Origin of the sequence: Streptomyces sp. NPDC004732, assembly GCF_040609235.1 — a bacterium.
Taxonomy (GTDB): domain Bacteria; phylum Actinomycetota; class Actinomycetes; order Streptomycetales; family Streptomycetaceae; genus Streptomyces.
Genome location: NZ_JBEXJR010000012.1, coordinates 12,110 through 38,413 on the forward strand (window position 1 = coordinate 12,110; position 26,304 = coordinate 38,413).

The 26,304-nt window shown below is 66.4% G+C and carries 23 protein-coding genes, 1 tRNA gene and 1 pseudogene; 9 read left to right on the forward strand and 16 right to left on the reverse strand.

What is annotated here, in order from left to right; all coding sequences use genetic code 11:
- Nucleotides 1–23: 23 nt before the first annotated feature.
- The 7 genes from ABZV77_RS32215 to ABZV77_RS32245 all read right to left on the reverse strand — a co-directional run bounded on the left by ABZV77_RS32215 (nucleotide 24) and on the right by ABZV77_RS32245 (nucleotide 9,198).
- Nucleotides 24–710 carry a hypothetical protein gene (locus ABZV77_RS32215; protein WP_356264563.1) on the reverse strand — a complete coding sequence of 229 codons (687 nt, stop codon included), beginning with the start codon at nucleotides 708–710 and terminating at the stop codon, nucleotides 24–26.
- The gene (locus ABZV77_RS32220; RefSeq protein ID WP_079074856.1) at nucleotides 707–1,156 is read right to left on the reverse strand and encodes a thioesterase family protein; all 450 of its coding nucleotides are present in this window, start codon (nucleotides 1,154–1,156) and stop codon (nucleotides 707–709) included. The genes ABZV77_RS32215 and ABZV77_RS32220 overlap by 4 nt, the downstream gene beginning before the upstream one ends.
- Nucleotides 1,157–1,163: 7 nt before the next feature.
- Nucleotides 1,164–2,828, reverse strand: coding sequence for an energy-dependent translational throttle protein EttA (ettA, locus tag ABZV77_RS32225; protein WP_356264566.1), 1,665 nt, complete (start codon nucleotides 2,826–2,828; stop codon nucleotides 1,164–1,166).
- 191 nt (nucleotides 2,829–3,019) lie between these two features.
- A complete protein-coding gene (locus tag ABZV77_RS32230; protein WP_356265164.1) occupies nucleotides 3,020–4,378 on the reverse strand; it encodes a Cys-Gln thioester bond-forming surface protein in 1,359 nt (452 codons plus the stop codon).
- A 383-nt stretch (nucleotides 4,379–4,761) separates the two neighbouring features.
- Nucleotides 4,762–5,205: a single-stranded DNA-binding protein gene (locus ABZV77_RS32235; RefSeq protein ID WP_356264569.1), complete on the reverse strand. Its 444-nt coding sequence runs from the start codon at nucleotides 5,203–5,205 to the stop codon at nucleotides 4,762–4,764.
- Nucleotides 5,206–5,404: 199 nt separating this feature from the next.
- Nucleotides 5,405–7,159 carry a GTPase gene (locus ABZV77_RS32240; protein ID WP_356264572.1) on the reverse strand — a complete coding sequence of 585 codons (1,755 nt, stop codon included), beginning with the start codon at nucleotides 7,157–7,159 and terminating at the stop codon, nucleotides 5,405–5,407.
- Between the two features lie 341 nt (nucleotides 7,160–7,500).
- A complete protein-coding gene (locus tag ABZV77_RS32245) occupies nucleotides 7,501–9,198 on the reverse strand; it encodes a dynamin family protein (protein WP_356264575.1) in 1,698 nt (565 codons plus the stop codon).
- 269 nt (nucleotides 9,199–9,467) lie between these two features.
- On the opposite strand from ABZV77_RS32245, the gene ABZV77_RS32250 reads away from it, so the two are divergent.
- Nucleotides 9,468–9,540, forward strand: a tRNA-Arg gene (locus ABZV77_RS32250).
- Nucleotides 9,541–9,716: 176 nt separating this feature from the next.
- On the opposite strand, the gene ABZV77_RS32255 is transcribed toward ABZV77_RS32250, so the two are convergent.
- Together ABZV77_RS32255 and ABZV77_RS32260 are read right to left on the reverse strand one after the other, a co-directional pair.
- The gene (locus tag ABZV77_RS32255) at nucleotides 9,717–10,979 is read right to left on the reverse strand and encodes a site-specific integrase (RefSeq protein WP_356264578.1); all 1,263 of its coding nucleotides are present in this window, start codon (nucleotides 10,977–10,979) and stop codon (nucleotides 9,717–9,719) included.
- Complete coding sequence (locus ABZV77_RS32260) at nucleotides 10,979–11,179, reverse strand: helix-turn-helix domain-containing protein (RefSeq protein WP_356264580.1); 201 nt, start codon at nucleotides 11,177–11,179, stop codon at nucleotides 10,979–10,981. The genes ABZV77_RS32255 and ABZV77_RS32260 overlap by 1 nt, the downstream gene beginning before the upstream one ends.
- Before the next feature lie 468 nt (nucleotides 11,180–11,647).
- On the opposite strand from ABZV77_RS32260, the pseudogene ABZV77_RS32265 reads away from it, so the two are divergent.
- A pseudogene (locus tag ABZV77_RS32265) lies at nucleotides 11,648–12,292 on the forward strand (helix-turn-helix domain-containing protein); the annotation flags it as partial.
- Here the strand turns inward: ABZV77_RS32265 and ABZV77_RS32270 are convergent.
- A complete protein-coding gene (locus ABZV77_RS32270; RefSeq protein ID WP_356265167.1) occupies nucleotides 12,280–12,546 on the reverse strand; it encodes a winged helix-turn-helix domain-containing protein in 267 nt (88 codons plus the stop codon). The pseudogene ABZV77_RS32265 and the gene ABZV77_RS32270 overlap by 13 nt on opposite strands.
- Before the next feature lie 266 nt (nucleotides 12,547–12,812).
- On the opposite strand from ABZV77_RS32270, the gene ABZV77_RS32275 reads away from it, so the two are divergent.
- Nucleotides 12,813–13,889 (forward strand): DUF262 domain-containing protein, encoded by a 1,077-nt coding sequence (locus tag ABZV77_RS32275; protein ID WP_356264583.1) that lies wholly within the window; start codon nucleotides 12,813–12,815, stop codon nucleotides 13,887–13,889.
- A 2-nt stretch (nucleotides 13,890–13,891) separates the two neighbouring features.
- Nucleotides 13,892–14,647, forward strand: a complete 756-nt coding sequence (locus tag ABZV77_RS32280) for a HEPN domain-containing protein (RefSeq protein WP_356264586.1) — start codon at nucleotides 13,892–13,894, stop codon at nucleotides 14,645–14,647.
- A gap of 72 nt (nucleotides 14,648–14,719) precedes the next feature.
- Here the strand turns inward: ABZV77_RS32280 and ABZV77_RS32285 are convergent, their stop codons facing one another.
- On the reverse strand, nucleotides 14,720–16,159 hold the full coding sequence (locus ABZV77_RS32285) for a hypothetical protein (RefSeq protein WP_356264589.1): 1,440 nt from the start codon (nucleotides 16,157–16,159) through the stop codon (nucleotides 14,720–14,722).
- 3 nt (nucleotides 16,160–16,162) lie between these two features.
- Nucleotides 16,163–16,729, reverse strand: a complete 567-nt coding sequence (locus ABZV77_RS32290; RefSeq protein ID WP_356264592.1) for a hypothetical protein — start codon at nucleotides 16,727–16,729, stop codon at nucleotides 16,163–16,165.
- A 622-nt stretch (nucleotides 16,730–17,351) separates the two neighbouring features.
- On the opposite strand from ABZV77_RS32290, the gene ABZV77_RS32295 reads away from it, so the two are divergent.
- From ABZV77_RS32295 to ABZV77_RS32305, 3 genes are read left to right on the forward strand one after another with little or no spacing between them, the layout of a single operon-like run.
- The gene (locus ABZV77_RS32295; RefSeq protein WP_356264595.1) at nucleotides 17,352–18,155 is read left to right on the forward strand and encodes a GntR family transcriptional regulator; all 804 of its coding nucleotides are present in this window, start codon (nucleotides 17,352–17,354) and stop codon (nucleotides 18,153–18,155) included.
- 5 nt (nucleotides 18,156–18,160) lie between these two features.
- Entirely contained in the window at nucleotides 18,161–19,462 is a 1,302-nt protein-coding gene (locus ABZV77_RS32300) for an MFS transporter (RefSeq protein WP_356264598.1), read from the forward strand.
- A 49-nt stretch (nucleotides 19,463–19,511) separates the two neighbouring features.
- Nucleotides 19,512–20,369 carry a hypothetical protein gene (locus tag ABZV77_RS32305; protein ID WP_356264601.1) on the forward strand — a complete coding sequence of 286 codons (858 nt, stop codon included), beginning with the start codon at nucleotides 19,512–19,514 and terminating at the stop codon, nucleotides 20,367–20,369.
- 84 nt (nucleotides 20,370–20,453) lie between these two features.
- On the opposite strand, the gene ABZV77_RS32310 is transcribed toward ABZV77_RS32305, so the two are convergent.
- Entirely contained in the window at nucleotides 20,454–21,014 is a 561-nt protein-coding gene (locus tag ABZV77_RS32310) for a hypothetical protein (RefSeq protein ID WP_356264604.1), read from the reverse strand.
- 256 nt (nucleotides 21,015–21,270) lie between these two features.
- Here ABZV77_RS32310 and ABZV77_RS32315 point away from each other — a divergent pair, with 256 nt between their 5' ends.
- Nucleotides 21,271–21,699 carry a VOC family protein gene (locus ABZV77_RS32315; protein WP_356264606.1) on the forward strand — a complete coding sequence of 143 codons (429 nt, stop codon included), beginning with the start codon at nucleotides 21,271–21,273 and terminating at the stop codon, nucleotides 21,697–21,699.
- Nucleotides 21,700–21,727: 28 nt separating this feature from the next.
- On the opposite strand, the gene ABZV77_RS32320 is transcribed toward ABZV77_RS32315, so the two are convergent.
- The 3 genes from ABZV77_RS32320 to ABZV77_RS32330 form a co-directional block, all read right to left on the reverse strand.
- Nucleotides 21,728–22,780, reverse strand: a complete 1,053-nt coding sequence (locus ABZV77_RS32320) for a hypothetical protein (protein ID WP_356264609.1) — start codon at nucleotides 22,778–22,780, stop codon at nucleotides 21,728–21,730.
- A gap of 178 nt (nucleotides 22,781–22,958) precedes the next feature.
- Nucleotides 22,959–24,881: an AMP-dependent synthetase/ligase gene (locus ABZV77_RS32325; protein ID WP_356264612.1), complete on the reverse strand. Its 1,923-nt coding sequence runs from the start codon at nucleotides 24,879–24,881 to the stop codon at nucleotides 22,959–22,961.
- A 127-nt stretch (nucleotides 24,882–25,008) separates the two neighbouring features.
- Nucleotides 25,009–25,632: a TetR/AcrR family transcriptional regulator gene (locus ABZV77_RS32330; RefSeq protein ID WP_356264615.1), complete on the reverse strand. Its 624-nt coding sequence runs from the start codon at nucleotides 25,630–25,632 to the stop codon at nucleotides 25,009–25,011.
- A 162-nt stretch (nucleotides 25,633–25,794) separates the two neighbouring features.
- Between ABZV77_RS32330 and ABZV77_RS32335 the strand changes: the two genes are divergently transcribed.
- Nucleotides 25,795–26,265, forward strand: coding sequence for an SCP2 sterol-binding domain-containing protein (locus tag ABZV77_RS32335; protein ID WP_356264618.1), 471 nt, complete (start codon nucleotides 25,795–25,797; stop codon nucleotides 26,263–26,265).
- Nucleotides 26,266–26,304: the final 39 nt, after the last annotated feature.

The window sequence follows — 26,304 nt, forward strand, 5'->3', positions numbered from 1 at the left end:
CCCTCCCCCGCCCTTGTCCGCCCTTACGCGGGCGTGACCGTCAGCCCTCCGACACCGGCCCGGCGCACCGCGACGGACCCGTAGTCCGTACGCAGCCGCAGCCACGCCCCCGAGGACAGCAGGGTCAGCGTGTCCCCCCGCAGGAACCCGAGGGACTGCGCCGCGTGCGCCGCCCGCACCGGCAGGTCCGTGTCACCGACGGGCCGGGACCAGATCTCCCGCCCCACCCGGTCGAGCTCGGCACGCACCCGCCGCTCGGCGGGCAACTCCTCGATCCGCGACCTGAATTCGGCCACGGCCCGCTTGACCAGGAACCGCATCGCGTCCGGGGCGGGCAGCCCCGGCTCCTGCCGCCAGCCGCCCCGCGGCGGCAGCACGCCCGCCCACGGCGGCCCGGTGACGGCAGCGGGGACGTCGGCGACCCCCGCCGTCTCCACGGACTCCGCCGACTCGCCGACGCGCTCCAGGAACTCGCCCGCGGAGACGGTGACGTCGAGCGTGGTGTCGAGCCCGTGCTCGTACGGCTTGGCGAGCCGCGCCGTCCGGATGACGAGCACCTCGAACGACGGCGGCCGCCCGAACACGGCGAGCGTGTCCCCGGCGGCCTGCAGCCGCACCGCGGCCGCCTTGTCGTAGTGGATCAGCCGGGCCAGGAAGGCGGCGAGGTCCGCCGCCTCCCCGGCATCGGCGAAGTGGAGCCGCGCGGTCATGCGGCAAGCGCCCCCGAGCCGCCGTCGACGCCACCGGCGCTGTCGTCCACGTACTCCTGGAGGAACGACCTCTCCTCGGCGGAGATCCGCCGCGGCCGCTGTGCCTCCAGGTCGAAGGGCACGACCACGGTCGAGGCCCGCACATACACCTGCTGCGCGTCCTTGATCTCGTACGCGATGGTCAGCGACGCCGCACCGATCTTCGTCACCCACGACTCGACGGTGACCGGCTCGTGCCGGTGCACCAACGGCCGTACGTAATCGATCTCGTGACGGGCCACGACCGATCCGCCGGAGAACGACGGCGACCCGTCACCGGGTGCCAGCCGGAACATGAAGTCGATCCGCGCCTCCTCCAAGTACCGCAGGAAGACGACGTTGTTGACGTGCCCGAAGGCGTCCATGTCCGACCAGCGGAGCGGGCATTGGTATATGTGTCGAGCCACGGTCGCCTCAGCCCCGAGTGAGCTTCTTGTAGGTGGCACGGTGCGGACGGGTCGCGTCCGCGCCGAGGCGCTCGACCTTGTTCTTCTCGTACGACTCGAAGTTGCCCTCGAACCAGTACCACGTGGATTCGCCCTCGTACGCCAGGATGTGCGTGGCGACCCTGTCCAGGAACCACCGGTCGTGGGAGATCACGACAGCGGCACCCGGGAACTCCAGGAGCGCGTTCTCCAGGGAGGACAGGGTCTCGACGTCCAGGTCGTTCGTCGGCTCGTCGAGGAGGAGCAGGTTGCCGCCCTCCTTGAGGGTCAGCGCCAGGTTGAGGCGGTTGCGCTCACCACCGGAGAGCACCCCGGCAGGCTTCTGCTGGTCCGGACCCTTGAAGCCGAAGGCGGAGACGTACGCCCGCGAGGGCATCTCGACCTGTCCGACGTTGATGTAGTCCAGCTCGTCGGAGACGACGGCCCACAGCGTCTTCTTCGGGTCGATGTTGGCGCGGCCCTGGTCGACGTACGAGACCTTGACCGTGTCGCCGATCTTGATGCTGCCGGAGTCCGGCTGCTCCAGGCCCTGGATCATCTTGAACAGCGTGGTCTTGCCCGCGCCGTTCGGACCGATGATGCCGACGATGCCGTTGCGCGGCAGCGAGAAGCTGAGGTCGTCGACGAGGACCTTGTCACCGAACGCCTTCGACAGGTGCTCGACCTCGACGACGATCGAGCCGAGCCGCGGGCCCGGCGGGATCTGGATCTCCTCGAAGTCCAGCTTCCGCATCTTGTCCGCCTCGGCGGCCATCTCCTCGTAGCGCGCCAGACGCGCCTTGGACTTGGCCTGCCGTCCCTTGGCGTTCGACCGCACCCACTCGAGCTCTTCCTTGAGCCGCTTGGCGCGCTTCTCGTCCTTGCGGCCCTCGACCTTGAGGCGGGTCTGCTTCTTCTCCAGGTACGTGGAGTAGTTGCCCTCGTAGGCGATGGCACGCCCGCGGTCGAGCTCGAGAATCCACTGGGCGACGTTGTCCAGGAAGTACCGGTCGTGGGTGACGGCGATGACGCAACCCGCGTACTGCGCGAGGTGCTGCTCCAGCCAGTTCACCGACTCGGCGTCGAGGTGGTTGGTGGGCTCGTCGAGGAGCAGCAGGTCGGGCGCCTCGATGAGGAGCTTGCAGAGCGCGACGCGGCGCTTCTCGCCACCGGAGAGGGTGGTGACGGGCCAGTCGCCGGGCGGGCAGCCCAGCGCGTCCATCGCCTGCTCCAGCTGGGCGTCCAGGTCCCACGCGTTGGCGTGGTCCAGGTCCTCCTGGAGCTTGCCCATCTCCTCCATGAGCGCGTCCGAGTAGTCCGTCGCCATGAGCTCGGCGACCTCGTTGAAGCGCTTGAGCTTGCCCATGATCTCGGCGGCGCCGTCCTGCACGTTCTCCAGGACGGTCTTCGACTCGTCGAGCTTCGGCTCCTGCATGAGGATGCCGACGCTGTACCCGGGCGAGAGGAACGCGTCACCGTTGGACGGCTGCTCGAGCCCGGCCATGATCTTCAGCACCGTGGACTTACCGGCGCCGTTGGGGCCCACGACACCGATCTTCGCGCCGGGCAGGAAGCTCAGGGTGACGTCATCAAGAATCACCTTGTCGCCGTGCGCCTTGCGCGTCTTGCGCATGGTGTAGATGTACTCAGCCAAGAGAAACCGTCCGGCAATCAGTGAGTGGGCAGATACACCCCATCTTGCCGTACAGCCAGCCCCCGGCGAAAACCGGATGGTCACCCACCGGACCCCCGCCTCGCGCACGGTAGCCATACGACTACCGCACGCTGCGACTTCCGGTCCCTCACTCCTCGGCGGCTGGTCCCTTACTCCTCGGTGGAGGCCTCCTACTCCTCGGTGGAGGTCTCCGCCGGGTCGTCCTTCTTGCGCAGGAAGAACACCGCCGCGCCACCGACCACGAGGAACGCCACCGCGATTCCGATGATCAACGGGGTGTTGCTGGAGCTGCCGGTCTCCGCCAGGTCACCGCCGCCCCCGATGGTGGTGCCGCCCGCCGACGCGGGACTCGGCTCGGAGACGGGCTGTGTCTTGTTGGTGATCGTGTCGCCCGCCGTGCGGCAGTCGAGCACGCCCTTGAACCGCTTCTCCGAGCCGTTCGCCCCGTTGATCGTGAAGTCGTAGGGCTGGTCTTCCTGCAGCGGGATCGTCACGGTCTGTGACTCGCCCGCCTTGATGGTGTGCTTGAAGTCCATCAAGCGGAAGGTGAAGGGCTTGTCGCCCTTGTTGGTCGCGGTGATGTCCACCCCGCTCTTGGCGCAGTTCTTCTCGGCCGAGAGCGCGGGCAGCGCTCCCTCGGCGGCCCAGTTGGCCGTCGCCGTCGCCGACACCGACGACTCGCTGGAGCCCGCGAGGATCTGCGTCTGGCTCCTGGTCTCGGACGCGAAGGCCCGGCCGACCGGCACGGTGGTCGACGTCTGCACGGACAGCGCGGCCGAGCCGTCCGGTGCGTCCTTCGGTACGTCGAAGTAGAGACGGCTGCCGTTGCCCGCGGACTTCACGGGCTTTCCGTTCTTCCCGACGACCTTCACACCGCTCGCCACGGAGTCCGCGGGCGGCGTGACCGTCACCGATTCGGCGTCGGTCCGCACGGTGACCGGGCCGATCTTCTCCCCCGCACGGCCCGACACGGCCGGGGGCTCCAGGGTCAGCGACGCCTTGGGCTCGGCGCTGCTGCGTGCGCTCTTGTACAGATAGTCGGCGAGCTTCTCGGCCTGCGGGTCGACGGCGTCGACCTTCGCCCCGTCGGAGTATCGCCAGATCGCCACCTGGGTGCCGGCCGCGGCGGTCTGCGCGGTGAGGGATCGCGCGCCCGCCTTGCGGGCCAGCTCCGCGAGGTCGTTCACCTGCGGATACGAGTGCTGCAGGATCCAGCGGATCTTGCCCGCGTCCCGGTTGCCGTTCAGTGAGGTGCCGCTCCAGGGGGTCTCCTGGTACTTGGCGTCCTTCTGCGTGGGGTTGAGGATGTCGATGCAGTACGTCTGCAGGGCGCCGCCGCCCTCCACGGACATCTCGAAGAGCCCCGCGGGCACCCGCTGCGAGCTGCCGTTGTCACGGATGACGGCCTGGTCGAACGTCTGCAGCCCGCCCAGCGTCGCGACGGCTCCGCCCCGGTGCTGCGGCGTCTCCTCCGCCGCGGCCGCGCCCGCGACGGTCAGCCCGCCCGCCAGGGCCAGACCCGCCGCCATGGTCACTGCGGCGAGACGGGCGGCGCCTCGGCTACGTATGGACAACGCAGAAAACACTGAATTCCCCTCCGGGCGGGACCCGTTCACAACGTTGGGGGGTGGTCCCGCCAGCAGACTGAATGGGGCAGGATCACCTGCCACCTGCGTGACATCACCTGCCGACTGCCCCGTGAGCTACGTCCGGCATCCTAAGGAAACGCCGCATCACGAGCCCCACGCATAGGGCTGGACGGCGGATCCGACTCGGAATCGTTATCCCCAACAACCGCTCCGAGCTGGGCTTATCGACAAATCAATGCCACCCATTCGCCGATATGCCGTACTTCGGCGGTCTCGACGAGGGGCCTTTCGACTGTCTCCGCACGAGGCCACCTGACTGCACGTCACCCCACCGGCTCGGGCTCCCTCTTCCACACCCCGGCGGTATCTTCGCCCCGCCCCGCCGCCGGTTCCGTCAGCGTCGGATTGCCCCTGCCCACCCTTCGGAACGCCGCGGTCCCGCGCGACAGATCGTGTCCGATGGCCACCGCCTCGATGTCTGCCGATGTCCAGTGCTGGCCACCCCGCTCCTCGTCCCGCACCTTCAACCGGCCCTGCACGATGACCGGTTCGCCGACGGACACCGACCCCTGCACGTTCGTCCCCAGCGCCCGCCAGGCCCAGACCGTGAAGAAATTGGTGTGCCCATCGGTCCATGTGCTCTTCGCCGCGTCGTAATACCGCGCCGTCACCGCGAGCCGGAACCGCGCCACCGGTCCCGACGGCAGCTCCCGATACACCGGCGTCGTCGCGACATTGCCCACCACCGTCACCAAGGTCTCGTTCATCGCCGAACCCCTCCCCCGCTTCATCCGTTGCCTGCAGCCCCGCGGCTGTGATCTCAGATTGCACCGGTCCGGCCGATCCCGCTGAGCCCTGTGGGCCACCACCCGATTGTGGAAAACTCCGTCACTCGATCGGGGAAGGCGCCCCCAACACCCGATCGGGGAACGGGCCCCCGACATCCGACCGGGGAACGCGCCCCCGTCATCCGATCGGGGAACGCGCCCCCGACACCCGCACGTACTGCTCCCTGACCTCCCGGTACCGCAGCAGCTCCGCCGCCACCGGATCGAGGACTCTCGCCCGCCCGCACCCGGCCGCCGCCTCCCGCAGCCGCCGCTCCGCGTCGTGCCCGTACCGGCGCGCGGGCCCCCGCGCCGCCATCCGGCTCGCCCACTCCACGCACGGACCGCCCACGATGCCCGCCAGCATCAGCAGCGCAGGCACGCCCAGGTTCGGCGTGGCGACCCCGATGATCTGCCCCACCAGCCAGACGCCGCCCACGACTTGAAGCAGCGTCATCGCCGCCTGGGCCAGCACAGCGACCGGCCACCAGCCGGGGCGCGGCGGCCGCCCGCTCGGCACCCCCGCCGTCACCGCGAGCTCGTCGAGCGCCTCGGGAAGACCTTCGGCGCCGCGCACCGCGGCCTCCCGCACGGCCTGCCCCCAGGGCGTGGGCAGCCCCGTCGTCGCCTCGTCGGCCACCGTGCGCACGGCGTGCTCCACCCGCTGCCGCGCCGTCGCCTCCTCGTCCACGGGCGTGAGGGCGACCGGTGTCGGGACGCCCTGCGAGTAGCGCCGGGCGTCGTACCAGCGCCACAGCCTGAACCAAGGGTCGCCGCACGCCTTCCCGGCATGCCTGCGCCAGGCCCGCTCCGCGGCGTCCCCCGCGGCTGCCGCGCCCACGGCATCGGCGAGCCGATCGGCGAACTCCTCGCGCGCTTCCTCGCTGAGCCCGATCCGCCCGCGGTTGCGTCCGGCGTGCACCCCGGTGACGTACACCGGACGCAGATGTTCCGCGGCGGCGTCCACGTCCGCGGAGATGCGCCGGGCAGCGGCGCCCCTCTCCTGCGTGAACTGGCCGAGTGCCTCGCGCAGTTCGCCCACGCCCTCGCCGGTCAGCGCGGAGATCGAGAGCACCGTGGCGCCCGGCTCCCCGTGCTCGCCGAGCGCGACGCCGTCCTCGTCCAGGAGCCTGCGCAGATCGTCGAGCACCTGGTCGGCGGCGTCCCCGGGGAGCCGGTCGATCTGGTTGAGCACCACGAAGGTGACTTCGGCGTGCCCGGCCATGGGCCTCAGATAGCGCTCGTGGAGCATCGCGTCGGCGTACTTCTCCGGGTCGACGACCCAGATGACGGCGTCGACGAGGGCCAGGATGCGGTCGACGTGCTCACGGTGCTCACCGACCGCCGAGTCGTGGTCGGGCAGATCGATCAGGACGAGCCCCTGGAGCTCGTCGGCGCCGGGCCCCTGGAGCGGGCGGCGGCGCAGTCTCCCGGGAATCCCGAGCCGGTCCAGGAGGCCCGCGGCGCCGTCCGTCCAGCTGCACCCGATGGGCGCGGCGGTGGTCGGCCTGCGCACCCCGGTCTCCGAGATCATCACTCCGGCGAGCGAGTTGAAGAGCGTCGACTTGCCGCTGCCGGTGGCCCCCGCGATGGCGACGACAGTGTGCCGTTCGGAGAGCCTGCGCCGGGCGGCGGCCTCGTCCAGGACACGACCCGCCTCGGCGAGCGTGCCGCTGTCGAGGCGGGCACGGGAGAGCCCGACGAGTTCGCGCAGGGCGTCGAGGCGGGTGTGGAGGGGGCCTTCTTGTGGAGGGGTGGGGGTGGTGGAGGGGGCGTGGGCGGGGGTGCTGGTGGGAGTGCTGGTGAGGCTGCTGGTGGGGTTTACGGAGGGGGCGTACGAGCGGACTCCGGCGTCGGCGTCCGAGTCCACGCTCGCGCCCATGCCCATGCCCATGCCCGCACTCGCACCTGCACCTGCACCTGCACCCGAGCCCGAGGGCCGTTGTGCGCCCGCGACGCGTCGGGCGATGAGGCCGTCGTCCCAGGCGGGTCCGGAGCGGCTGCTGGGGCGGCTGCCGGGGGGCGTGTCGCGCCCTTCGCCGCCTGCGCGTCCCTCGGGGGCCTGTTCGGCCTCCGGCTCGCTCCGGTCACCGGGGTTGGCCCAATCGGCTCTCTCGGCGTGATCGGTGCGATCGGTGCGATCGGTGCGATCGGTGCGATCGGTGCGATCGGACCCATCAGCTCGATCGGTGTGATCGGACTGATCGGCGTGATCAGTGACGGCGGTCACCGCGGTCACCTCTCCTTCTGCAGTACGGACAGGGCAGCGATCAGCTCGGCCTGGGGTTCGGGATGCACCTCTAGGGCGTCCAGGGGGGCGAGCCTGCGCTCCCGTTCGGTGTTGAGGACCTTCTCCAGGTAGTCGGTCAGCAGGCGCCCGCCCCGGTCGCGCAGCCGGACCGCCACCTGGGCGCCGGTCCGCTCGGCGAGTACCTCCCCGGCCCCGCGCGCCCGCCGCCCGCCGAGCAGCGCCGTGGCGAGCAGCGCGGCGACGACCTCGGGGTCGGGAAGAGCGTTCTTGTCGACGCGTTCGAGGCAGCGCACCTCGTCCTCGGCGTACTCCTCCAGTTCGCGCCGCCACCTGCGGACGGCCATCCCGATGCGGTGCTCGGCGCTCTCGGTCTCCGGGTCGCGCCCGGCGAGGCCCGGGGCACCGGCGGCGGGTTCGCGCCGCCAGGCCTCGTCGATGCGCTCGTCGGCGGCGGTGACGGCGCACAGCAGCAGCGCCTCCAGGCTCTCGACGATGGCGTCGAGCAGTTCACCGGCCCTGCAGTCGAGCGGGTAGCTGCGCCACCGCTTCAGGGCTCCTCCGGCGAGTACGCCGCCCGCCTGCAAACGCCTGCCCACGCGCGCGTGCTCACTCTCGTACGCCTCGTCGACGGCAGAGGTGAGCCGCAGCGCGGCGGCGTACTGGGCGGCGACGGCGCCCGCCAGCTCCGGCATACGGGAGTCGAGGGACCCGATGACGCCCAGGGCGGTACGGGCAACGGCCCGGGTGCGGACGGCGGGTTCCTGGACGTGGTGGGCGAGCCAGGCGCGCAGGGGGGCGACGGCGGTAACGGGGAGCAGCCCGCCGCCGCCCGCCGACTCGGGCAGTTCGGGCACGGTGAAGCGCGGTACGTCGCCGAGGCCCGCCTTCGCGAGCAGCGCCCCGTACTGCCGTGACACCTCGGTCACGACCTGGTGGGGCACGCGGTCGAGGACCGTGACGAGGGTGGCGTCGTGCTCCTTGGCGGTGCGCAGCAGGTGCCAGGGCACGGCGTCGGCGTACCGCGATGCGGTGGTGACCATGACCCACACGTCGGCGGCGGAGATCAGTTCGGCGGCCAGGACGCGGTTGTCGGCGACGAGGGAGTCGATGTCGGGGGCGTCCAGGAGGGCGAGTCCGCGGGGCAGGCTCTGCGCGGTCTCGATGCGCAGGGCGCGCTCCTCCTCGCCGACCATCGCCTGTACGTCCGCGGTCTCGTCCTCGTCCCCGCTCTCCCCGCCGCCCATGTCCTCGCCGGAGTCCTGGCGGGGCACCCACACGCGCGTGAGGTCGGGCAGGATCCTCATCCCAGAGAACCAGTGATGGTCGTCCGGATGGCAGACGAGCACCGGCGTGCGCGTGGTGGGCCGCAGCACACCCGCCTCACTGACCTGCCGCCCCACGAGGGAGTTCACGAGGGTGGACTTGCCGGCCCCGGTGGATCCGCCGACGACGGCCAGAAGGGGCGCTTCGGGAGCCTTGAGCCGGGGCACGAGATAGTCATCGAGCTGTGCCAACAGCTCGTCACGGTTGGCACGCGCGCGTGGCGCCCCTGGCAGGGGGAGCGGAAAGCGTGCGGCGGCGACACGCTCGCGCAGGGCGGAGAGTGCGTCAAGCAACTGAGGCCGTACGTCCAAGGTCACCACATGCGAAGAATGCCCAATTTTGGCGCCTTTCTGAAGCATATGGCTGCCTCTGCGCGCCGATCGGACACAGGTGATGGAAGGGACGACCGGGGGCGCAGGCATAACGAGTGCACAACACCCGGGGCGTGAGACGCCAAAAGCGATGCGAGATTCGTACCTGCCTGCGATTATCAGGATCGCTTCACCGAACCTCCACATCACGGCGCGGAGGCGAAGCACCAGGGACAGGGACCAAGGAGCCCTATCCTTGTCCCCGGCAAGGTCACGGATCTCCCCCACATCCGGCTCCATGCCACCGGCCACACCCGGCCCCCGTAGCTCAGTGGATAGAGCAGGCGCCTTCTAAGCGCTTGGCCGCAGGTTCGAGTCCTGCCGGGGGCGCCTTTCATAGGCTCTACTTCGGCAGAGCCTTTCTGCTGGTCAGAGCCGCGCCACTCCCCTCAGCGGAGCACCGGACCGCCACCGAGTGATCGCGGGGAGGGTCCGGCACTGTCCGGCTGTTCACGGGTTTCTGCGGGTGGCTGCGGAGAATACGCGGAGACGTTCGCCTGAGCCGGTCACTCCCCCTCGGCGAGCTCCGGAAGGTCCCCCTGTGCCTCCATTCGACGCTTGAGGTCTGGGAGCTGTCCCTCGATGCAGCCGGCGTAGAAGCTCAGCAGGACCGGCACGCTGTTCCCCGCCCAGTAGGCCACCTGGGCGGGCGGGAAGCCGTCGTTGAGCCACTTGGTCAGGCGGGTGTGCCTGATGTCGTAGATCCGTCGGCCCATCGGCGACTCGCGCTCCCGCTCGGTCAGCTCGGCCTTACGAGCCGTTCCCCAGGCACGGCGGGTAACGGACCCGGCGAGGATCCGGATCCCGCCGAACTCCCCTTGGAACAGCCGGTCGCCGGGTATGAGGCCCTCCGCCTTGATGCGCTCCCGGAGAATCCTTGTCAGCGCCGGCGGGCCCGGCACCAATCGGGTGTCGTCTTCGGCTCGCCCCTTCAACCCACGCTGTTCGTGGATCCGCCCGTCATCGGTCCAGTTCTTCCCGACCTCCGGTTGCGCGGTGTGGAACAGGACGTCGCACCACTGGTCCTCCGCGTCCTTCGGCGGAAGCGTGACGTCGTCCACGTACATCGCCACGGCCTCTTCGGGCCGCGGGCCGGTGTAGTAGAGCGTGCTGAAGTACGCGTGGAGGCGTCTACCGCCGCGGGTGCGCCTGCGGATCCGGGCGAGGATCCGGGCCATTCGCTGTGGGTGAATCAGGGATCGGCAGTCGACGGCATTGGAGGTCTTGGGCGTTGCTCCGCGCCCCTTCGGCAGGGGATTTGTCCGAAGGATCTTGCGCTTGACCGCGTGCTCCATGGCCACGTTCAGGATCCGCCTGTTGCACTTGATGAAGCTGGCCGCGGCCCGCTTGCTGTTAAGCAGCGTGTCGACAGCTCGCAGGACATCGTCGACCTTGACCGGGTCCTCCCATGTCGCCATGGACAAGGTGTTGCGCTTCACCCACTTCAGAATGACTGCGACCTCGGGAGGTGCCTCGTCCCGGCGGCGAGCGTTGAAAGCGTACTCGCGAAGCGCAGTTCGTACGTCAACCAGCCGGAAGGCCGACGGCTGCGCGCGTAGGAAGGCAACGGTCGCGGCCGTCAGCGCCTTTGCCGTGTTCTTCCGGCTGTTGCCTGCGGTCCGGTGCCATTGAGAGTCCGCGAGCGCGCTCGTACCGAAGGGGGCGCGGAATTCCTCACCGTCCAAGGTCCAACGCACCGTGTAGGTGGTGACCTTGGTGCCTCGGTACACAGCTGTCTTCCAGACCTTGACCCTGTACGTCGTCTCCATTAAGCGGCGTCCTCAAGTTCGTTGAGCCAGTGGTCCAGGTCGCTCCGGCGTACGCGCAGGTCGCCGTTGGGGAGCTTGATACAGCGGGGCGCGCGGCCCTTCTGGCGTGAGTCGTAGAAGGTGGAGCGTGAGACGTGGAGTTCGTCGCAGACCTCGAGGCGCGTGAGCATCGTGCGAGCGTTGCCGCGGCTGGTGGGCATGGGGCGGGCCTCCATCGGAGCGGGATCAACTCGCCTGGCTTTTTTGGAGATCCGCGCGCGTGTGTCCGAGGTTCGGATTTCTGCGTCACCGCGTCACGTGCGTCATTCACGCGTCTGGCCTGCGGGTATTGGTGAAACAGGGCGGATGCAGGTGCGTCAATGCTGCGTCACCTGTGTCACTGGGGCGTGACGCAGGTGACGCAGCGTCTTCCTACTTAGGAAAAGAGAGGGGGGTGGTGTCTGTGGTTGTGCGCGCCTCAGGGCGTGAAGAAGGAGCCGCTGCGCGGCACGTCCGTGGGGCGGTGCGTTGCGCCGAGCAGCAAGAGGAGCACCCTCGTCGTGCCGGGTGCTCCTCTTACTGTTGTGCGGTGACCTCGGTTAGAACGCGGCTTCCTGCCTGTACGACTCAGGTCGTTCTTGGCTAGCGTGAAGTCGTACCAAGTCGTCCCACCCAGGCGGAGGTTGGACGTGGCAAACGAGCGACTGCGCGGCGCGATGGTGGACTTGGGCTTAAGCCTCGATGAGGTCGCCGCGCGACTCGGCGTCGCACCCAAGACGGTCGAGCGTTGGACCAACGAGCCCGAGCGAAAGCCCTACCGCCGCTTCCAGTACGCGACCGCGTCGCTATTGAAGTGCGAGGTCTCATACCTGTGGCCTGACGAACGCACACCAGCCCAGGTCACAGCCTCCGGCAATGCAGAGTTAGTCCGGCTCTATCCACACCGATCCGTCCTGATGCAGACCCTCTGGACGAACCTCTACTCCAAGGCCACCCGCCAGTTAGATGTCTTGGTGTACTCCGGGTTCTGGCTCACGGAGGATACGACGTTCCACCGTATCGTGAAGGAGAAATCAGCTGACGGGGTGCCCATCCGCTTCGTGTTGGGCGAACCGACGTCACAAGCCGTGGCCGTCCGCGGTGAGGACAAGGGAATCGGCGCCACCATGGCCGACAAGGTTCGGAACGCCCTCATCAACTACGCCTCGCTCTTCGGCCTGCCAGGGGTTGAGTTCCGACTGCACGGCACAACCCTCTACAATTCCATCTACCGGGCCGACGACGAGACGCTGGCGAACGGGCATCTATATGGCGTCGGCGCCTACATGGCACCTGCAAGGTGCGTCGGTCGCTCCCCCCGGGCCACGCGCCAACCGCTGCCTGGCACCGACTCCAGCACACCCTCTTCCTCGAGAACCTTGAGGGCACGCCGGATTGTGTTGCGGGAGACATTTTTTGCTGCCATCAGAGCAGCCTCTGATGGCAGTGTGTCGACAACCTCTCCCTTCTCAATGCTCTTGCGCAACGTCTCAGAGATCACCAAGTAGGTACCGCGCGGACTGGCCTCCGGCACTCTGCCTCTCCTCACATCGCTTCATGTCTCGCTGCCAGGGCCCCACGCGGCCGCCGTAGGGTGGCTCCGCTCGTTGGTGCTGGTAGGCGGGCAAGAGCCGTCGGTTGCCCGCCGATAGTTCCCGAGAAGTGGTCGCATGGGTCAACAGGCCTCGGAGAGGAGCGGGGACCACGCGCTCGCCCGGCCAGCACCATGCGGGCAGTGCTTGTTCAACGTGCTCATCCCGAGCATGCTGCAGACTCAGGGGCGCCCTTGAGGGCCGTCACGAGGGGAAAAATGTCATGCAAGATCGAAACCCTGCCGAGACACACGCGCAGGAAGATGTCCAGGCCGACTGGGAAGCACTCAAAGCCGACATCCGAACCATCGCCATGGACTTCTCTCTTGAATCGCTAGCAGGGATCTACGAACAAGGCGAATTGGTCATTCCGCCCTTCGCGCGAAGGATGGTTTGGAGCCTGTCTCAGCGATCGCAGTTCATCGAATCACTTTTGTTGAACATTCCAATCCCCTCGCTATTTTTCGCCGAGAACCCAGAGACATTCCAATATTCAGTCCTAGATGGAACTCAACGACTGGACGCTTCGATTTCCTACCTGAAAGGAGAATATGCACTAGCCGGCCTGGAAACCCTCACTTCCGCGAACACGCTTAAGTTTGCCGATCTGCCTCTCAGAATGCAATGGCACCTGCGCAGGTCTACGATGCGTGCCGTCATCATTAGCTCCAATTCAATCTCCGATGTGACTTCAACCGTCTTCTCTCGCCTGAACACTGGAGGAACCCTTCTCTCTTCTCAAGATCTCAGGAATGCCACTCAGCAAGGGCCGTTCAATTCTCTTACCATTGAGCTTTCCAGCATGCTCGAATTTCAGCAAGCTGTTAATGCGGGACCAGCCTTCACCAGAGGTCAGCGTGACGTGGAACTCGTGTTGCGATACTTCGCACTATCCGAAGGCTTCGCGCAAGAATCACCCCTCACGCAGCAGGCACTCACGGAGTTCTTGCACACCAAGAACGACTCATCACAGGTGGAAATTGAGAGGTATCGAGCTTCTTTCCTCAGCTCGCTCCACAAATGCTTGAATACATTCGGCCCTGAATCTTTTAGGCGCTGGCGCCCAGAACTAGGGAAAGCGGAATCTCGATTTTCTGCCCCGGTTTATGAAGCTCAAATGGTGGCAGTTGAAAGATTTCCCTCTAAGCAGCTTATTAAGCATGCACATAAAATCCGTGTCGGGATGCGGAAACTCTTCGAAAGTGATGAATTTTCCAGGTCCCTGAAGCTCAATACTCCACGCTCCTTTGAGGTCAGGGTGGAGAACATCGCGGCCATGATTGAAAGCATCGCGAGGTAGCGATGCCCACCCAAAAGTTCAGCACCCAGCTCAACGATGTCGAAGATCTATTGAATCTTGCTGAATCCATCACCCTACGCCATCCAGCATTCTCATACTTGCCGGACAGGCCATCTCCCAGTCCTATTCTTGCCGGAGCCGTGGTACTTCTCTGCGCCCGATTCGAGGAGTTCATCAAGGACGTCGTCACATATGCGTTGGAGCGACATGGAGATGCGACTCCAACGCTCATTCTGTCGGACCTTCCAGAGCAGCTTCAGATATTGCTCATTTCCAAAAACATGACAGCTGCCCTGCAAGCAAAAAGATTCGGCAGATCACGCACCTCCACGGACAGAATCAGCGACGGCCTATCGGCAGCTCGGGATGTAATCGCAGGGAAAATTAATGCCGAACACGCAATTGAAACTGGCGGGAATCCAGGACCTGACACGGTTACCGAGTTGATGAAACTTGTCGGCGTGGAAAGACCATGGTCTCAGATTTCAACACACTTTGATGCGCACTACAGCCCGCCCGTCAGGCCTGAACTTTCAGGAATAGCGGTAGGGAACCTGCAAGAACGCCTTCGAGAGCTCGTCAACCTGCGAAACATAGTTGCGCATAGCGGTGCAAGCATCCCACGCTCACCAGCGGAAATTCGATTCGATGTCCACTTCACACGCCACCTTGCGGAAGCGATCTACTTGGCGTTGAAGGAGAATGTCGAAAATTACGCGCGATCTGCCGGGCGAGTCCCTGGAGTGTGGACTCCCTAGAAAGCTCGGGCATGGCTCGCCGGCCTAACCGAGGAACTGGTTCACCGCGTTGGATCGTGCTGGCCACCCGTGCTATTCAGCGACTGGTTCGGTTCCGTCCTGCCACCAAGGAAGCCTGCCTCCCTCGGAAACAAAACGCTGAAATCCTTCCAGCGCATGCGACGATGATTGCCTGAGGAGGTCAAGTCCCAGATATGCAAGAATATGCAAGCCGATCGCAGATCCAACGGACTCGACCGCCGATCGGTCAAAATCGATCTCGACATTTTGGCGAGACCTCGGCCATCGAAGTTCAACTGAAATTACCCGCGCCATCTCTCCAAGAGCTTCAGAGAGCGCCTGCATGTCCATGGACTCTCGGAGGCCCTCGCTAGTGCTGCTTCGAATATGAGTTTTACTTCCGGGAGAGGTGAACTCGATTCCCTCGATGCCATATCGATCAAGTCGACGTTCGATCTCGTACCATCTAGGCGCAATCCCCATTTCAGTACGATGAGAAATTTTGCGCCGGTCGTCAACAAACCTAAATCCGGTCTCGCCACAGCGGAGGTTAAGCTGCGAGTCCAGAACTTCCCAGCAAGGCGGCCCACTGAGGTCATCGAATAGATCCGGGTGCAGTCGATCAACTGCTACCCCTCTCGCGTTGATGCGATCGAGGTTGACATTAACAAGCAGATCCAGATTTCTACTTATGCGCCGATTCTCAAGTTGCTGCAAGTGATCCAGTGTCAGGTTCTCGCCCAGATTTCGCCAAAACTCAAGATTAGTCACATCTTCCAGAGAGAGCAGGAATGGAAGAATTTGATTAAGCTCCTCTGATGACAGAGAGGCCGCTGTTCGACTGGCTCCCGGGAAGCGCTGAGCGTCGCCCCCTTGGCTCACCCACATGACCTGCATAACGCGCGCGATACGAGAAGCAAAGCTCTGCGATAGGTGTTCTTTCATCGCCCTCACACTTGCTTCCACTTCGATTTCATCCAATTGCGAAAGCGCCCCGTCGGCCCGCGATACGGCGCGCTGCACACCGGCAGCGGCTTCGCCTACCAGATAGCCTTTTCCGCCTTGAAGCAGCGAAGACTTGAGCATCTGGGTTACGGGCGTGGGAGAGTTCTCATTCGAGATAGATTCCAGCGTCGATGCGCTCGACAGCAAGCAGTTGTCGTACTCATGAGCCGCGAACTCTGATTCGGCTGAAGCTCGGGCACCACCGGCGATCGAGATGAACGCCGGCGACTCCTCATGGAGACTCTGTAGGTCCCTCTTGATTAGCGGAGCATCAACGCTGAACCGGAGATACACATCACGAGTCGGTCGGTGATCGCCAGCACCTCCCCAAGAAAGAACAAAGTCAGGAATGAATGTATGATTGAAGTAATCAGTAGTCTTGATTTCGGTCTTGGGGTCTAGCGATTGGAGCTCTCGCGCCACAACATGCTTAACGTCTCGCATGGCTGCTTCAGGTGAGGCCTGGTGAAGAGCATCCTGAATCTGGGTATCGATTTCCTGCAGCATGCGTCACGGCCCCTTCGTAACAACAGATCGAATGTGCCCCAGGTACTCGCGTGTCATCATCAACTCATCTTGTCTTTCGGATAGGACGATGAGCCAAAGTCTGTCAGCGAGCAGCTTACCGATCTCGGGCTCGTAAGCGTCCCCGCCGAGTTTTTCCGGGTACTCTCTGACCGCTTCCTGGATCATCGAGGAATCGCACAACTTGGTCCACGCCCCCATGGCAAAGGGGTGCCAAGTTATCCACATGAATTCACATTGGCGATCCAGGCCGTCTTTGATCATCCGCGCCGTAGCCGAATAGCAGTCCGTCAAGTACTCACGATACTTGGGACCTTGGCTGTCGCTTGAGTACGCCTTGATCTCAGCGTAGAACATATTCTTTTTCTCGTTTTCGAAATATCCGGCCACATCCCACGACTCCTGCTTTCCATTCAGCAGGGTTAGCGTGGTCATTTGTGAGGCCTCGTAAACGATCCAAGGAGCGCTCACTCGCGTGGTGCTCTCCAGCCACTGCTGCGCAAAGTAGGCGCCCTCACGACCACGCTCCTGCTGCTCCTCGCCCGCCACCATGAAGGCAAGGTATGACTCGCGAACATGCATGTCACCAGCGCGATCAACAAGTCACCCTAGGTAAGGCCATGGCCAAAGCGATCTGTCTGGCGCATCGACAGGACCCGCACGCGGCGGAATGAATCGCTCCGGTGAATAGACGGTGGCTCATGGCTGGTGGACGCGAGCGATCTCCTAGCAGTGCAGGTCACGTCTGTGGACGCGGCCAACTGACAGCCTCTCTTCTAAGCGCTTGGCCGCAGGTTCGAGTCTTGCCGGGGGCGCCTCTGTCCGTGCGGTGTTCCGCCCTCCCCTGGGGAGGGCGTTTTTGTGAGGCGTGGCCTGTTGCCGCCGGGCCGACCGCGCTCCTTCGGGACCACAGCGAGGCCGCCCGCTCCGCACGTACTGCCGCGCGGCAGTGTCATCGACCTCGCCTCGCTCCCACCCGCCACCCGCCGCCCGCCGCCCGCCGCCCGCCGCCCGCAAGGACGGGACCGCCAGACGGCAAATCGTCAGCGGGTCACTTCGGTGTTCGGCGGACCGAGCGCATATCTACTCCAGTAGCTTTCGCCTGGTGCCGTAGCTTGCCAGCGCCACCTGGAATCGCCAGATGCCGCGCAGCAGAGCGACCGGAGAGTCACCTATGCCCCGAGAGGCGCCGTACCTTGCCGTAGCCGATGCGCTGTGCGCACGGATCCTCGCGGGAGAGTGGGAGGTCGGGGAGCGGCTGCCGTCCCGGGCGCGGCTTGCCGAGGAGTACGGGGTCGGGCGCAACGTCACGCAGCGGGCCGTGGACCACTTGGTCGTCAAGGGTCTCCTCGAGGGGCGCGCGGGCTCGGGCACCTACGTCCGTCGGCCGCGCGAGCGGCTGCGGATGGTCCGTTCGCGGCACCGTGAACGCCGGGACGGCTCCCCCTCCCTTGCCGGTATGAAGGAGCGGGGCAGGGCCAACGCCTGGGATTCGCACAGCCAGGTGCGTGTTCCCGCTCCTGAGGCAATCGCCGAGCGGCTCGCCATCAGCCCCGGGGACCTCTGTGTCAACACGCACTACGAGTTCCTCGCCGACGGGCAACCCGTGCAGCTCTCCGACTCCTGGGAGCCGATGGCCATCACGGACGGAACGCCGGTCGTATGGCCCGAGAGGGGGCCCCTCGCGGGAAAGGGGGTGGTTGAGCGTATGCGCTCGATCGGCGTGGACGTCGAGAGCGTGGTCGAGCTGCCGCGTCCGGCTCGTGCCACCCAGGCGCAGGCGAACCTGCTGGGGATCAGCGTCGGGGACCTGGTGCTGCAGATCGAGCGGACCATCTACGACACCGGCGGGCATCCGGTGGAAACCGCCGACATGGTCATTCCGGACGTGCGCCGGGAAGTGGCCTACGAGTTCGTGGTCGACCATCCGCAGCCGCTGAAGCCGACAGGGCGCCCCTTCGAAGCCGACAGCAGGTAACTCGCATGTCGATATCCTCCCGGCCCGGGCTCTTACGCGATCCGGACTTCGGGCGTTTGTTTGCCGCCACCGCGCTCGGTCAGTTGGGCGACCGCATCATTTTTCTGGCGCTGCCGCTGGTTGCCGTTGTGACATTGAATGCCGACGAATTCCAGGTTGGCCTACTGACCGCGATGACCACGGCAGGCTCACTCTTCGTCGGGCTTCCGGCAGGCGCATGGGTGGACCGTATGCGGAAGCGATCGGTGATGATCAGCACTGATCTCGCCAGGGCTGTGGTCCTCTTGACGATACCGGTGGCGTGGTGGTCGGATCTCTTGACGATCTGGTGGCTCTTCACGGTCGCGTTGGTGCATGGTGTGCTGACGGTCTTCTTCGATGTCGCGTACGTCAGCTACCTGCCCCACCTGGTGGGACGCGACAACCTCGTTGAAGGAAACTCGAAACTCTCGGCGATACGCTCGGTCACCAGCATCAGTGGACCAGGGATGGCCGGGCCATTGGTCGGCTTGCTCGGAGCCCCCGCAACACTTTTGGTGAGTTCGGCCGGGATGGCGATGTCGGGTCTGCTCGCGACCGGTATCCGCAGACGCGAACACAAGCCGGAGTCGAGTGAGCGCCCTCAACTGCTTCGAGATATCAAGCAGGGGTTGAAGTTTGTTCTCAAGCAGCCTGTCTTGCGTGCAACGATCCTGGGGGATGCCCTATTCAATCTTTTTCTGGTCATGTATCAGACCATGTTGCTGGTCTTCCTGGAGAGGGAGATGGGCCTTGGGGCCTTCGGCATCGGCCTCGTTCTGTCGGGAATGGGCTGCGGTGCCCTGCTGGGTGCACTTTCGGCGAAGAAGGTCTCGCAGCGGGTCGGACAAGGTCCCGTCATCTGGCTCGCGCCACTGGTGACGTGTCCGCTGACAGCCCTGATGCCGTTTGCGCGACCGGGTTGGAGCGTCTGTGTGGCGGCGATCGGACTCGCCGGTCTTTCCCTGGGCGGAGTCGTCCGCGTGGTGGCCCAGTCGAGCCTCCAGCAAGCCCTCACGCCCGATCAACTCCTGGGCCGGATGAGCGCGACAGCCCGATTCGTGTCCTGGGGCGGCATCCCTCTCGGTGGAGTCCTGGGTGGAGCCTCGGGCTCTGTCTTCGGGGCAGCAGCCACGTTGTGGATCGGCACAACGGGCATGACATTGAGCTTTCTCCCGAACTTCCTCTCACCGCTTCGGACCATGCGCACCTTGCCCAATGAGAGGGATCCCGTGCCTCGCACCCTGAGGCCGCGGCGCCGGTCCGCCGCTTCCCGCCCGCGGCCGTGACGACATAGCCGGGCCGCACTAGGCTCCGCCCCACAACGGGGTGGTAGTCATGACGCAACCAGATCCTTCGGATCGTCGCATCAGGGACAGTCTGACCCAGGCCGGTGAGCGGGTCGATGCACGGCTCGTGGAGTTCATCCGCTGGTATCAGCTTCGTCCCAGGCGGGCGCCGGACGAGGAAGCCGCGGATCAGCATGCGGGTTCGGATTCGAGGAAGTGGGGCGCGGTGGGGCGCGCCACCATCGTGCTGGGGCTCGCCCAGGCCGGTCTGCCCGCCGTGGCGATCATGGGCCTGTACACCGCACTGGCCAACGTCGAAGAAGCCCAGGCCACGATGCTCAAATCGCTCGACAAGAAGGCCTCGCTCCTTCTTGACGGTCCGCTGCGCACAGCCCAGCTGCTGGTGCGTGAGGCGGCACGCATCGGCTTGTCCGATCCCCGCTATGCCGCGACGCTGCAGCAGGCGTGGGACCGGTTCTTCGATGCGTACGGCTTGGCGGGCTCGCCACAGAGTCGAGCGGTCGTCCAGATGCACCTGGGCCAGGTGAGCCTGCTGCTCGGTCGGCACGAGGATGCCGCCCATTGGATGATGGAGAGTTACCGCTGCGCCCGCGAAGCCATCGACGTGCTTGCGGCAGGCTCCAACGACGGACGGGTTCTGCGCAGCAAGTGGGGCACTGCAGCGAGCGTCTATGTCTCCCCGGTGGGTCTCGCCGTGTTCGCCCGGAAGCTGGGGAAGATCCGGAAGGCGCAGTACTCCCTCGAGGCGACCCGCTCCTACGTGGAGTTCGTCAACGCGGTCGCGGCCAGCGCCAATGCCGTCTCCACGCACGCCACTGCAGCCGGGCTCAGTGTCGAGCGGCTCTCCCTCAACGAGTTCGTCATTCGGGAAGTGCGGCTGCCTTAGCGTGCGTCATCGTGCGTCAGAGTGCGTCGTGAGATCGGCGAAGGGTTCTTCCAGGGCCGTCGGACGGGTGGCGTGGTCAGCCGGTCACTTCTGCTTGACCGGCGGGCACGTGCCCGTGTCCTCGCCGATCGAGTTGATCTCGGCGTTCGAACGGGTGTCGCCCGCGTAGTTGACCTGGTCCGTGCACTTCTTGTTGGGGTCCTTCGGCGTGCCCGTCGGCTTCTCGGACTTCTGGACCGGCGGGCAGGTGCCGGTGTCCGCGCCGATGGAGTTGATCTCGGCGTTCGAGCGCGGGTCGCCCGCGTAGTTCAGCTGGTCCGTGCACTTCGTGTCGGACTGCGACTTCTTGACCGGCGGGCACGTGCCCGTGTCGGCGCCGATGGAGTTGATCTCGGCGTTCGAGCGGGAGTCGCCCGCGTAGTCGAGCTGGTCCGTGCACTTCGTGCCGGACTTGGCGGGCGTGCCCGACGCCTTGTCCTTCGTGGCGTCGGGCTTCGAGGCGTCGGGCTTCGATGCGCTCGCGTCCGACGACGAGCTGCTCCCGGAAGAGGACGCGTTGTCGGCGCCGTCGTTGTTGCATGCCGTCAGTGCCAGGCCGAGGGCCACTGCGGTCATGGTCAGGGCCGAGATCTTCCGAGTGCGCATTCTGGTCTCTGTCCTCTGCGTGGGGGCCGCCGCTCCTGGGGAGCAGACGGGCGAGTGAACTGGGCGACTGTTCGTCCGTGTCGCTTTCTGTCCTGTCAGACAGTCAGCGTGGTTGCCTCGGTTTCATCTTGATCGTTCCCAGTACACGTTCGTGACATGACAGTTGTCGTGTCGTGAACTCCGCGTCGGGGTGCAGGTGAGCTGCGATGTCCTGCTTGGGGTGTTCGAACGCAGCGCCCCGCCCTACGGTGACCCGATGACGTCGATCAAGAAGTTCCAAGTCACCTTCGACTGCGCGGAACCCGAGCGCCTCGCTCGCTTCTGGTGTGAAGTGTTGGGGTACGTCGTACCGCCGCCGCCGGACGGGTTCGCCACTTGGGACGACTTCACGCGCTCGCAGCCGCCGGAGCAGCGGGACTCCTGGTTCGCCTGCAGTGATCCCACGGGTGTGGGCCCGCGGCTGTACTTCCAGCGCGTCCCCGAAGGCAAGGCCGCCAAGAACCGGGTCCATCTCGATGTGCGGGTCGGCACGGGGCTCGTGGGTGAGGAGCGCCTCGCCGTGCTCGAGGCCGAGTGCGCGCGGCTGGTTCCGCTCGGGGCCGTACACCTGCAGACGCTGTACGACGGCAATGATTCCTGTATCCCGATGCAGGACATCGAGGGCAATGAGTTCTGTATCGACTGAGCGGTGCCCTGTCGACTGAGGGGGCGCCCTAGGGTGCCCCCTCACCCTTCGCTACTTCCGGGCCTCGCAGGACCCCTTCCCCCGCAACGTCAGCACGCGGGCCGCCGCGAGGATCGGCAGGAACAGGAGCATCCAGCCCGCGGTGGACCAGCCCATGACCGCCCAGGCGACCAGCACCAGCGCCAGGTAGGTGATGGTGAGCAGCAGGAGGTCCTTCTTCTTGCTCATGGGGCGTGACTCGTTCCTCTTCGGGGTCGGATGCGACTGCGGGTGCGGCTGCGACTGCGGGTGCGCTCGCCTGGGCGGTCAGGGCGGCGCCGCAGCCCGCCGCGGCCACCGCGTTGGGGATCTTGGCGCAGGCCATGACCGTGGCCACCGCAGCGAAGTGGTACATCGGGGTCTTGGCCATGTCCTTCACCTCCTTCTTGCTGAAGCGGAGGTAGATGGACCAGCCCAGCGAGACCTTCGGGTCGGCGACCACCGGGAACGCGGTGTCGGCCGTGACGTCGACCGTCTGCGTCAGCTTGTCGCCGTCGAGGCGGTAACGGGTCGGCACGGCGTTGCCGTTGGCGTCCTTCGCCCAGGGCGCGTCGACCGCGCCCAGGATCTCGGTGTCCTCGCCCACAGCTTCACCTTCGCCCTCACCGTGGCTCTTGGTGATCAGGAAGCCGTTCTCGCCGTCCTCCGTCAGCCGCGTGCCCTCCGGGAGCTTCAGCGAGAAGTCGTGGGTCGTCGGCGCGTTGCGGTCCTTCAGCGTCACCAGCGTGCGGGCCGCGCCGTCCGACGTGGGCTGCACGGCGATGTCCGTCGAGGGGGCGGCGTCGGGGTAGACCACCGTGCCCGCCCCGGCCGCCACGCCCTCGGTGCCCTTCGCCTCCGGGAGGCCGAGCGAGACGTCGGCGTTCGGCGCGTCGAGCAGTACGTCGCCGTCGGCCGTCGCCGGTGCCGTTACCGTCACCTTTCCTTCGCCCGTCCGTCCGCTGCCCCTGCGGCCGTCCAGCTTGGTCAGGTCCGCGGTTCCGGTCGCCTTCTCGACGACCTCGGCCGCCCGAGCCGCCCGGCCCGCCGACGACGACGGCACCTCGTCCGCTGCATGGTCTGCGTGGTCTGCATGGGTCCCTCCCGTTTTTGCGCATACGAAGGCACCCCGAGCCCTCGAAGAGGATCCCCGCCCGGGGTGCCGCCCATACTTTTACATACGTGTAGAAGTTAGCGGAGGGGACTTTGGTCCCGACCCCTGTCGACGCGGTCCGCGCGCCTCACCCGCCGTAAAGATCCTCGATCTCCGCCGCGTACGCCGCCGTCACCGCATGGCGCTTGATCTTCAGGGAGGGGGTCAGCAGGCCGTTGTCCTCCGTGAACTCGCCGCCGACGATGGCGAATTTGCGGATCGACTCGGCCTTGGAGACCGCCGCGTTCGCGTAGTCCACCGCCTTCTGGACCTCCGCGATCATCTTCGGGTCGCGGGCCAGCTCTTCGAGCGGCGTGTTCTTCGGGCGCTTGCGTACGGTGAGCCAATGGTCGACGGCCTCGGGATCGAGGGTCACGAGCGCGGCGACGTACGAGCGGTTGTCGCCGACGACGATGCACTGTCCGACCGGCGCCCGGCTGCGCAGCCGGTCCTCCAGGACGGCGGGCGAGACGTTCTTGCCGCCGGACGTGACGAGGATGTCCTTCTTGCGGCCGGTGATCGTGAGGTAGCCCTCGCCGTCCAGCGCTCCCAAGTCACCCGTGGCGAACCACTCGTTGGTCAGTACGGCGTCGGTCGCGGCCGGGTTCTTCCAGTACGAGCCGAAGACGATGCCGCCCTTGATCAGCACCTCGCCGTCGTCCGCGATGCGCACGGCCGTGCCCGGCACGGGCAGCCCGACCGTCCCGGGGCGGGGCTTGAGGGGCGGGGTGATGGTGGCGGCGGCCGTGGTCTCGGTCAGCCCGTACCCCTCGTAGATGATGATCCCGGCGGCGTAGAAGAAGAGGTTGAGGTTGCGGTCCAGGGGGGAGCCGCCGCTGATCGCGTAGCGCAGCCGGCCGCCGACCTCCTTGCGGATGCGGCGGTAGACGAGGAGGTCGTACAGCGCCCAGCCCGCGCGCAGGCCGAGGGACGGGCCCGGGCCGCTCCCGTCGAGGAACTTGTTCAGGTACGCCTCGCCGAAGCGGACCGCGATCCGTTCGGCCCGGTCGAACGAGGCGGCGCGGCCGATCTTCTCGGCGGTCGCCCGGCCGGTCTCGTGGATCTTCTCGAAGAGGTACGGGACGCCGACGACGAACGTCGGCCTGAACGCCCGCAGCTCCGGGCGGAGTTCGTCCGGCTTGATGCTGGGACAGTGGCCGAGCTCGATGCGGGCCATCATGCAGGCGATCTGGATGCCGCGGCCCAGGATGTGGGCGAGCGGCAGGAAGAGGAGCGTCGAGGCGACCTGTCCCGTGATCGCCTTGAAGACGGGGTGGAGCAGCTCGACGGTGTTCGCCGCCTCCGCGTGCAGATTGCCGTGCGTGAGGACGCAGCCCTTGGGGCGGCCGGTGGTGCCCGAGGTGTAGCAGAGGGTCGCGATCGAGTCCGGGGTGAGCGCGGACCTGCGTTTCGTGACTTCCTCGTCCGACAAGTCCCGTCCCAGCGTGACGAGTTCAGTCATGGCGCCGCCGTCGATGTGGCGTACGCGCGGGGGCTCGTCGAGCGCGGCCACGGCGCCCTCGGCCGTCGTCGCGTTCTCCGCCGTCTCCGCTATGAGGAGGCAGGAGCCCGAGTCGCGGACGATCCACTCGATCTGTTCCGCCGAGGACGTCGCGTAGATGGGCACGGTCTGGCCGCCCGCCGCCCAGATCGCGAAGTCGAGGACGGCCCACTCGTAGCGGGTACGGGACATGAGGGCGACGCGGCCGCCCGGTTCGAGGCCGTCCGCGATCAGGCCCTTGGCCGTCTCCGTCACTTCGCGCGCGAACGCGGCGGCGGTGACGGGGCGCCACTGGCGGTGCTCCTTGCGGCGCAGGACCACGGCGTCGGGGGCCTCGACCGCGTTCGTGAAGGGGATGTCCGCGGTGCTGCCCGCGGTGGCCCTCGGTACGAGGGGGGCGGTGCGTGCCTCGCGCACCGTGCCGTGCTCGTCCTTGACGAGTTCGACCTCGGCGCGCTCCGCCAGGTCGCTGTGGCGCTGTGCCTTCTTCAGATCCTTGCGTACGCCCATGACGGCTCCCGGCTTCCGGTTCCCAGCTGATGTGCAGGTGATCGGCGCGCGTACTTACTCACGGGTCAACTTACTGGCACGTAAGGAAAATTCAAGGGGCGGGTCGATTACGGTTCGACCCGCCCCCTCAGCCCGTCACCGGCTTCCAGGCCTCGCCCTCCAGCACCCGCCCCATCCCGACCCACACCATGTTCATCAGCCGGAGCGTCACGCCCTCCGGGGACTGGTCGGGATGCCGGGCCATCCAGTCCGTCAGCGAGTCCGCCGCACCGACCAGCGCGTGTGTCACGAAGTCCGCGTCCTCGTCCGTGAGCTGCCCGGTCGGACCGCCCTCCGCGATACCCGCCCGCACCAGACCCGCGACCTCCGCCATCACCGCACGGCGGGCTTCGGCGACCGCCGCCGCGATGGCCTCGCTCAGCTCCGAGGCCTGGCGGTGCAGCACCACCCAGCTGTCGCGGTGCTCGGAGACGAACGCGAAGAACGCGAGGAGCCCTGCGTACAGCCGGAGTTCGGGTGTCGTGCCGCTCGCCGTCGCCGCGCCCTGGAAGGCGCCGACCAGGCGGTCCGCCTCGCGTCGCAGGCAGGCGAGGAAGAGGCCCTCCTTGGAGTCGAGGTACAGATACACCATCGGCTTGGAGATTCCGGCCAGTTCGGCGATCTCGTCCACCGAGGCGCCGTGATAGCCACGCTTGGCGAAGACCTGGACAGCCACATCGACGATCTGCCGCTCACGCTCACGACGTGGCACCCGGCGCCTGCGCGGGCCGGGGGCTCCATCGGATGCCGGTGCGCCATCGGATGCCGGTGCGCCTTCGGACGTGCCACTCATGTGCCGCTCACCCTTGTCAGCCTCCCTGGCGACGATTTACCTTACCCTTTAGTAAGTTTACTCCAGAGTAAGGAGATTGACGTGGCTGATGCCATCAGCAAGATCAGCGAGCTCGACTTCGCCCGCGTCACGCCCGACGAGTTCGCGCGGATCGTGAAGGGGCTCTCCAGCAAGGAGTTCGCCGAGATCGCGGAGGACGGGGCGCTGCGCGGCCGTATCCTCCAGGAGGTCTTCGGGCGGATGGAACGGCAGTTCAAGCCGGAGGCCGCCGCCTCGCTGACGGCCCTCATCCGCTGGAAGATCACCGGCAGCGGCGACAACGAAGAGGTGGTGTACGAGACGGACATCGCCGACGGCACCTGTGTCGTGCGCGAGGGACGCTCGGAGTCCGAGCCACGGGTCACGCTCATCCTGGCCGATGCCGAGTTCCTCAAACTGGTGTCCGGAAACGTGGGTCCCGTCGCGCTGTTCATGATGCGCAAGGTAAGGGTTGTGGGTGATGTGGCGCTGGCGGCCGGGCTCACCCGTTACTTCGACATTCCCAAGGTCTGAGGTCCCGCAGGTCGGGGCACCGGCGCCGGCCAGGTCCCG

Excerpts from the sequence above, each read along its gene's own strand:
- ABZV77_RS32215 (WP_356264563.1), bottom strand. The coding sequence starts at position 710 with ATGACCGCGCGGCTCCACTTCGCCGATGCCGGGGAGGCGGCGGACCTC.
- ABZV77_RS32230 (WP_356265164.1), bottom strand. The coding sequence starts at position 4,378 with ATGGCGGCGGGTCTGGCCCTGGCGGGCGGGCTGACCGTCGCGGGCGCG.
- ABZV77_RS32235 (WP_356264569.1), bottom strand. The coding sequence starts at position 5,205 with ATGAACGAGACCTTGGTGACGGTGGTGGGCAATGTCGCGACGACGCCG.
- ABZV77_RS32240 (WP_356264572.1), bottom strand. The coding sequence starts at position 7,159 with ATGGGCATGGGCATGGGCGCGAGCGTGGACTCGGACGCCGACGCCGGA.
- ABZV77_RS32245 (WP_356264575.1), bottom strand. The coding sequence starts at position 9,198 with ATGCTTCAGAAAGGCGCCAAAATTGGGCATTCTTCGCATGTGGTGACC.
- ABZV77_RS32255 (WP_356264578.1), bottom strand. The coding sequence starts at position 10,979 with ATGGAGACGACGTACAGGGTCAAGGTCTGGAAGACAGCTGTGTACCGA.
- ABZV77_RS32260 (WP_356264580.1), bottom strand. The coding sequence starts at position 11,179 with ATGCCCACCAGCCGCGGCAACGCTCGCACGATGCTCACGCGCCTCGAG.
- ABZV77_RS32275 (WP_356264583.1), top strand. The coding sequence starts at position 12,813 with ATGCAAGATCGAAACCCTGCCGAGACACACGCGCAGGAAGATGTCCAG.
- ABZV77_RS32280 (WP_356264586.1), top strand. The coding sequence starts at position 13,892 with ATGCCCACCCAAAAGTTCAGCACCCAGCTCAACGATGTCGAAGATCTA.
- ABZV77_RS32285 (WP_356264589.1), bottom strand. The coding sequence starts at position 16,159 with ATGCTGCAGGAAATCGATACCCAGATTCAGGATGCTCTTCACCAGGCC.
- ABZV77_RS32290 (WP_356264592.1), bottom strand. The coding sequence starts at position 16,729 with ATGGTGGCGGGCGAGGAGCAGCAGGAGCGTGGTCGTGAGGGCGCCTAC.
- ABZV77_RS32295 (WP_356264595.1), top strand. The coding sequence starts at position 17,352 with ATGCCCCGAGAGGCGCCGTACCTTGCCGTAGCCGATGCGCTGTGCGCA.
- ABZV77_RS32300 (WP_356264598.1), top strand. The coding sequence starts at position 18,161 with ATGTCGATATCCTCCCGGCCCGGGCTCTTACGCGATCCGGACTTCGGG.
- ABZV77_RS32305 (WP_356264601.1), top strand. The coding sequence starts at position 19,512 with ATGACGCAACCAGATCCTTCGGATCGTCGCATCAGGGACAGTCTGACC.
- ABZV77_RS32310 (WP_356264604.1), bottom strand. The coding sequence starts at position 21,014 with ATGCGCACTCGGAAGATCTCGGCCCTGACCATGACCGCAGTGGCCCTC.
- ABZV77_RS32315 (WP_356264606.1), top strand. The coding sequence starts at position 21,271 with ATGACGTCGATCAAGAAGTTCCAAGTCACCTTCGACTGCGCGGAACCC.
- ABZV77_RS32325 (WP_356264612.1), bottom strand. The coding sequence starts at position 24,881 with ATGGGCGTACGCAAGGATCTGAAGAAGGCACAGCGCCACAGCGACCTG.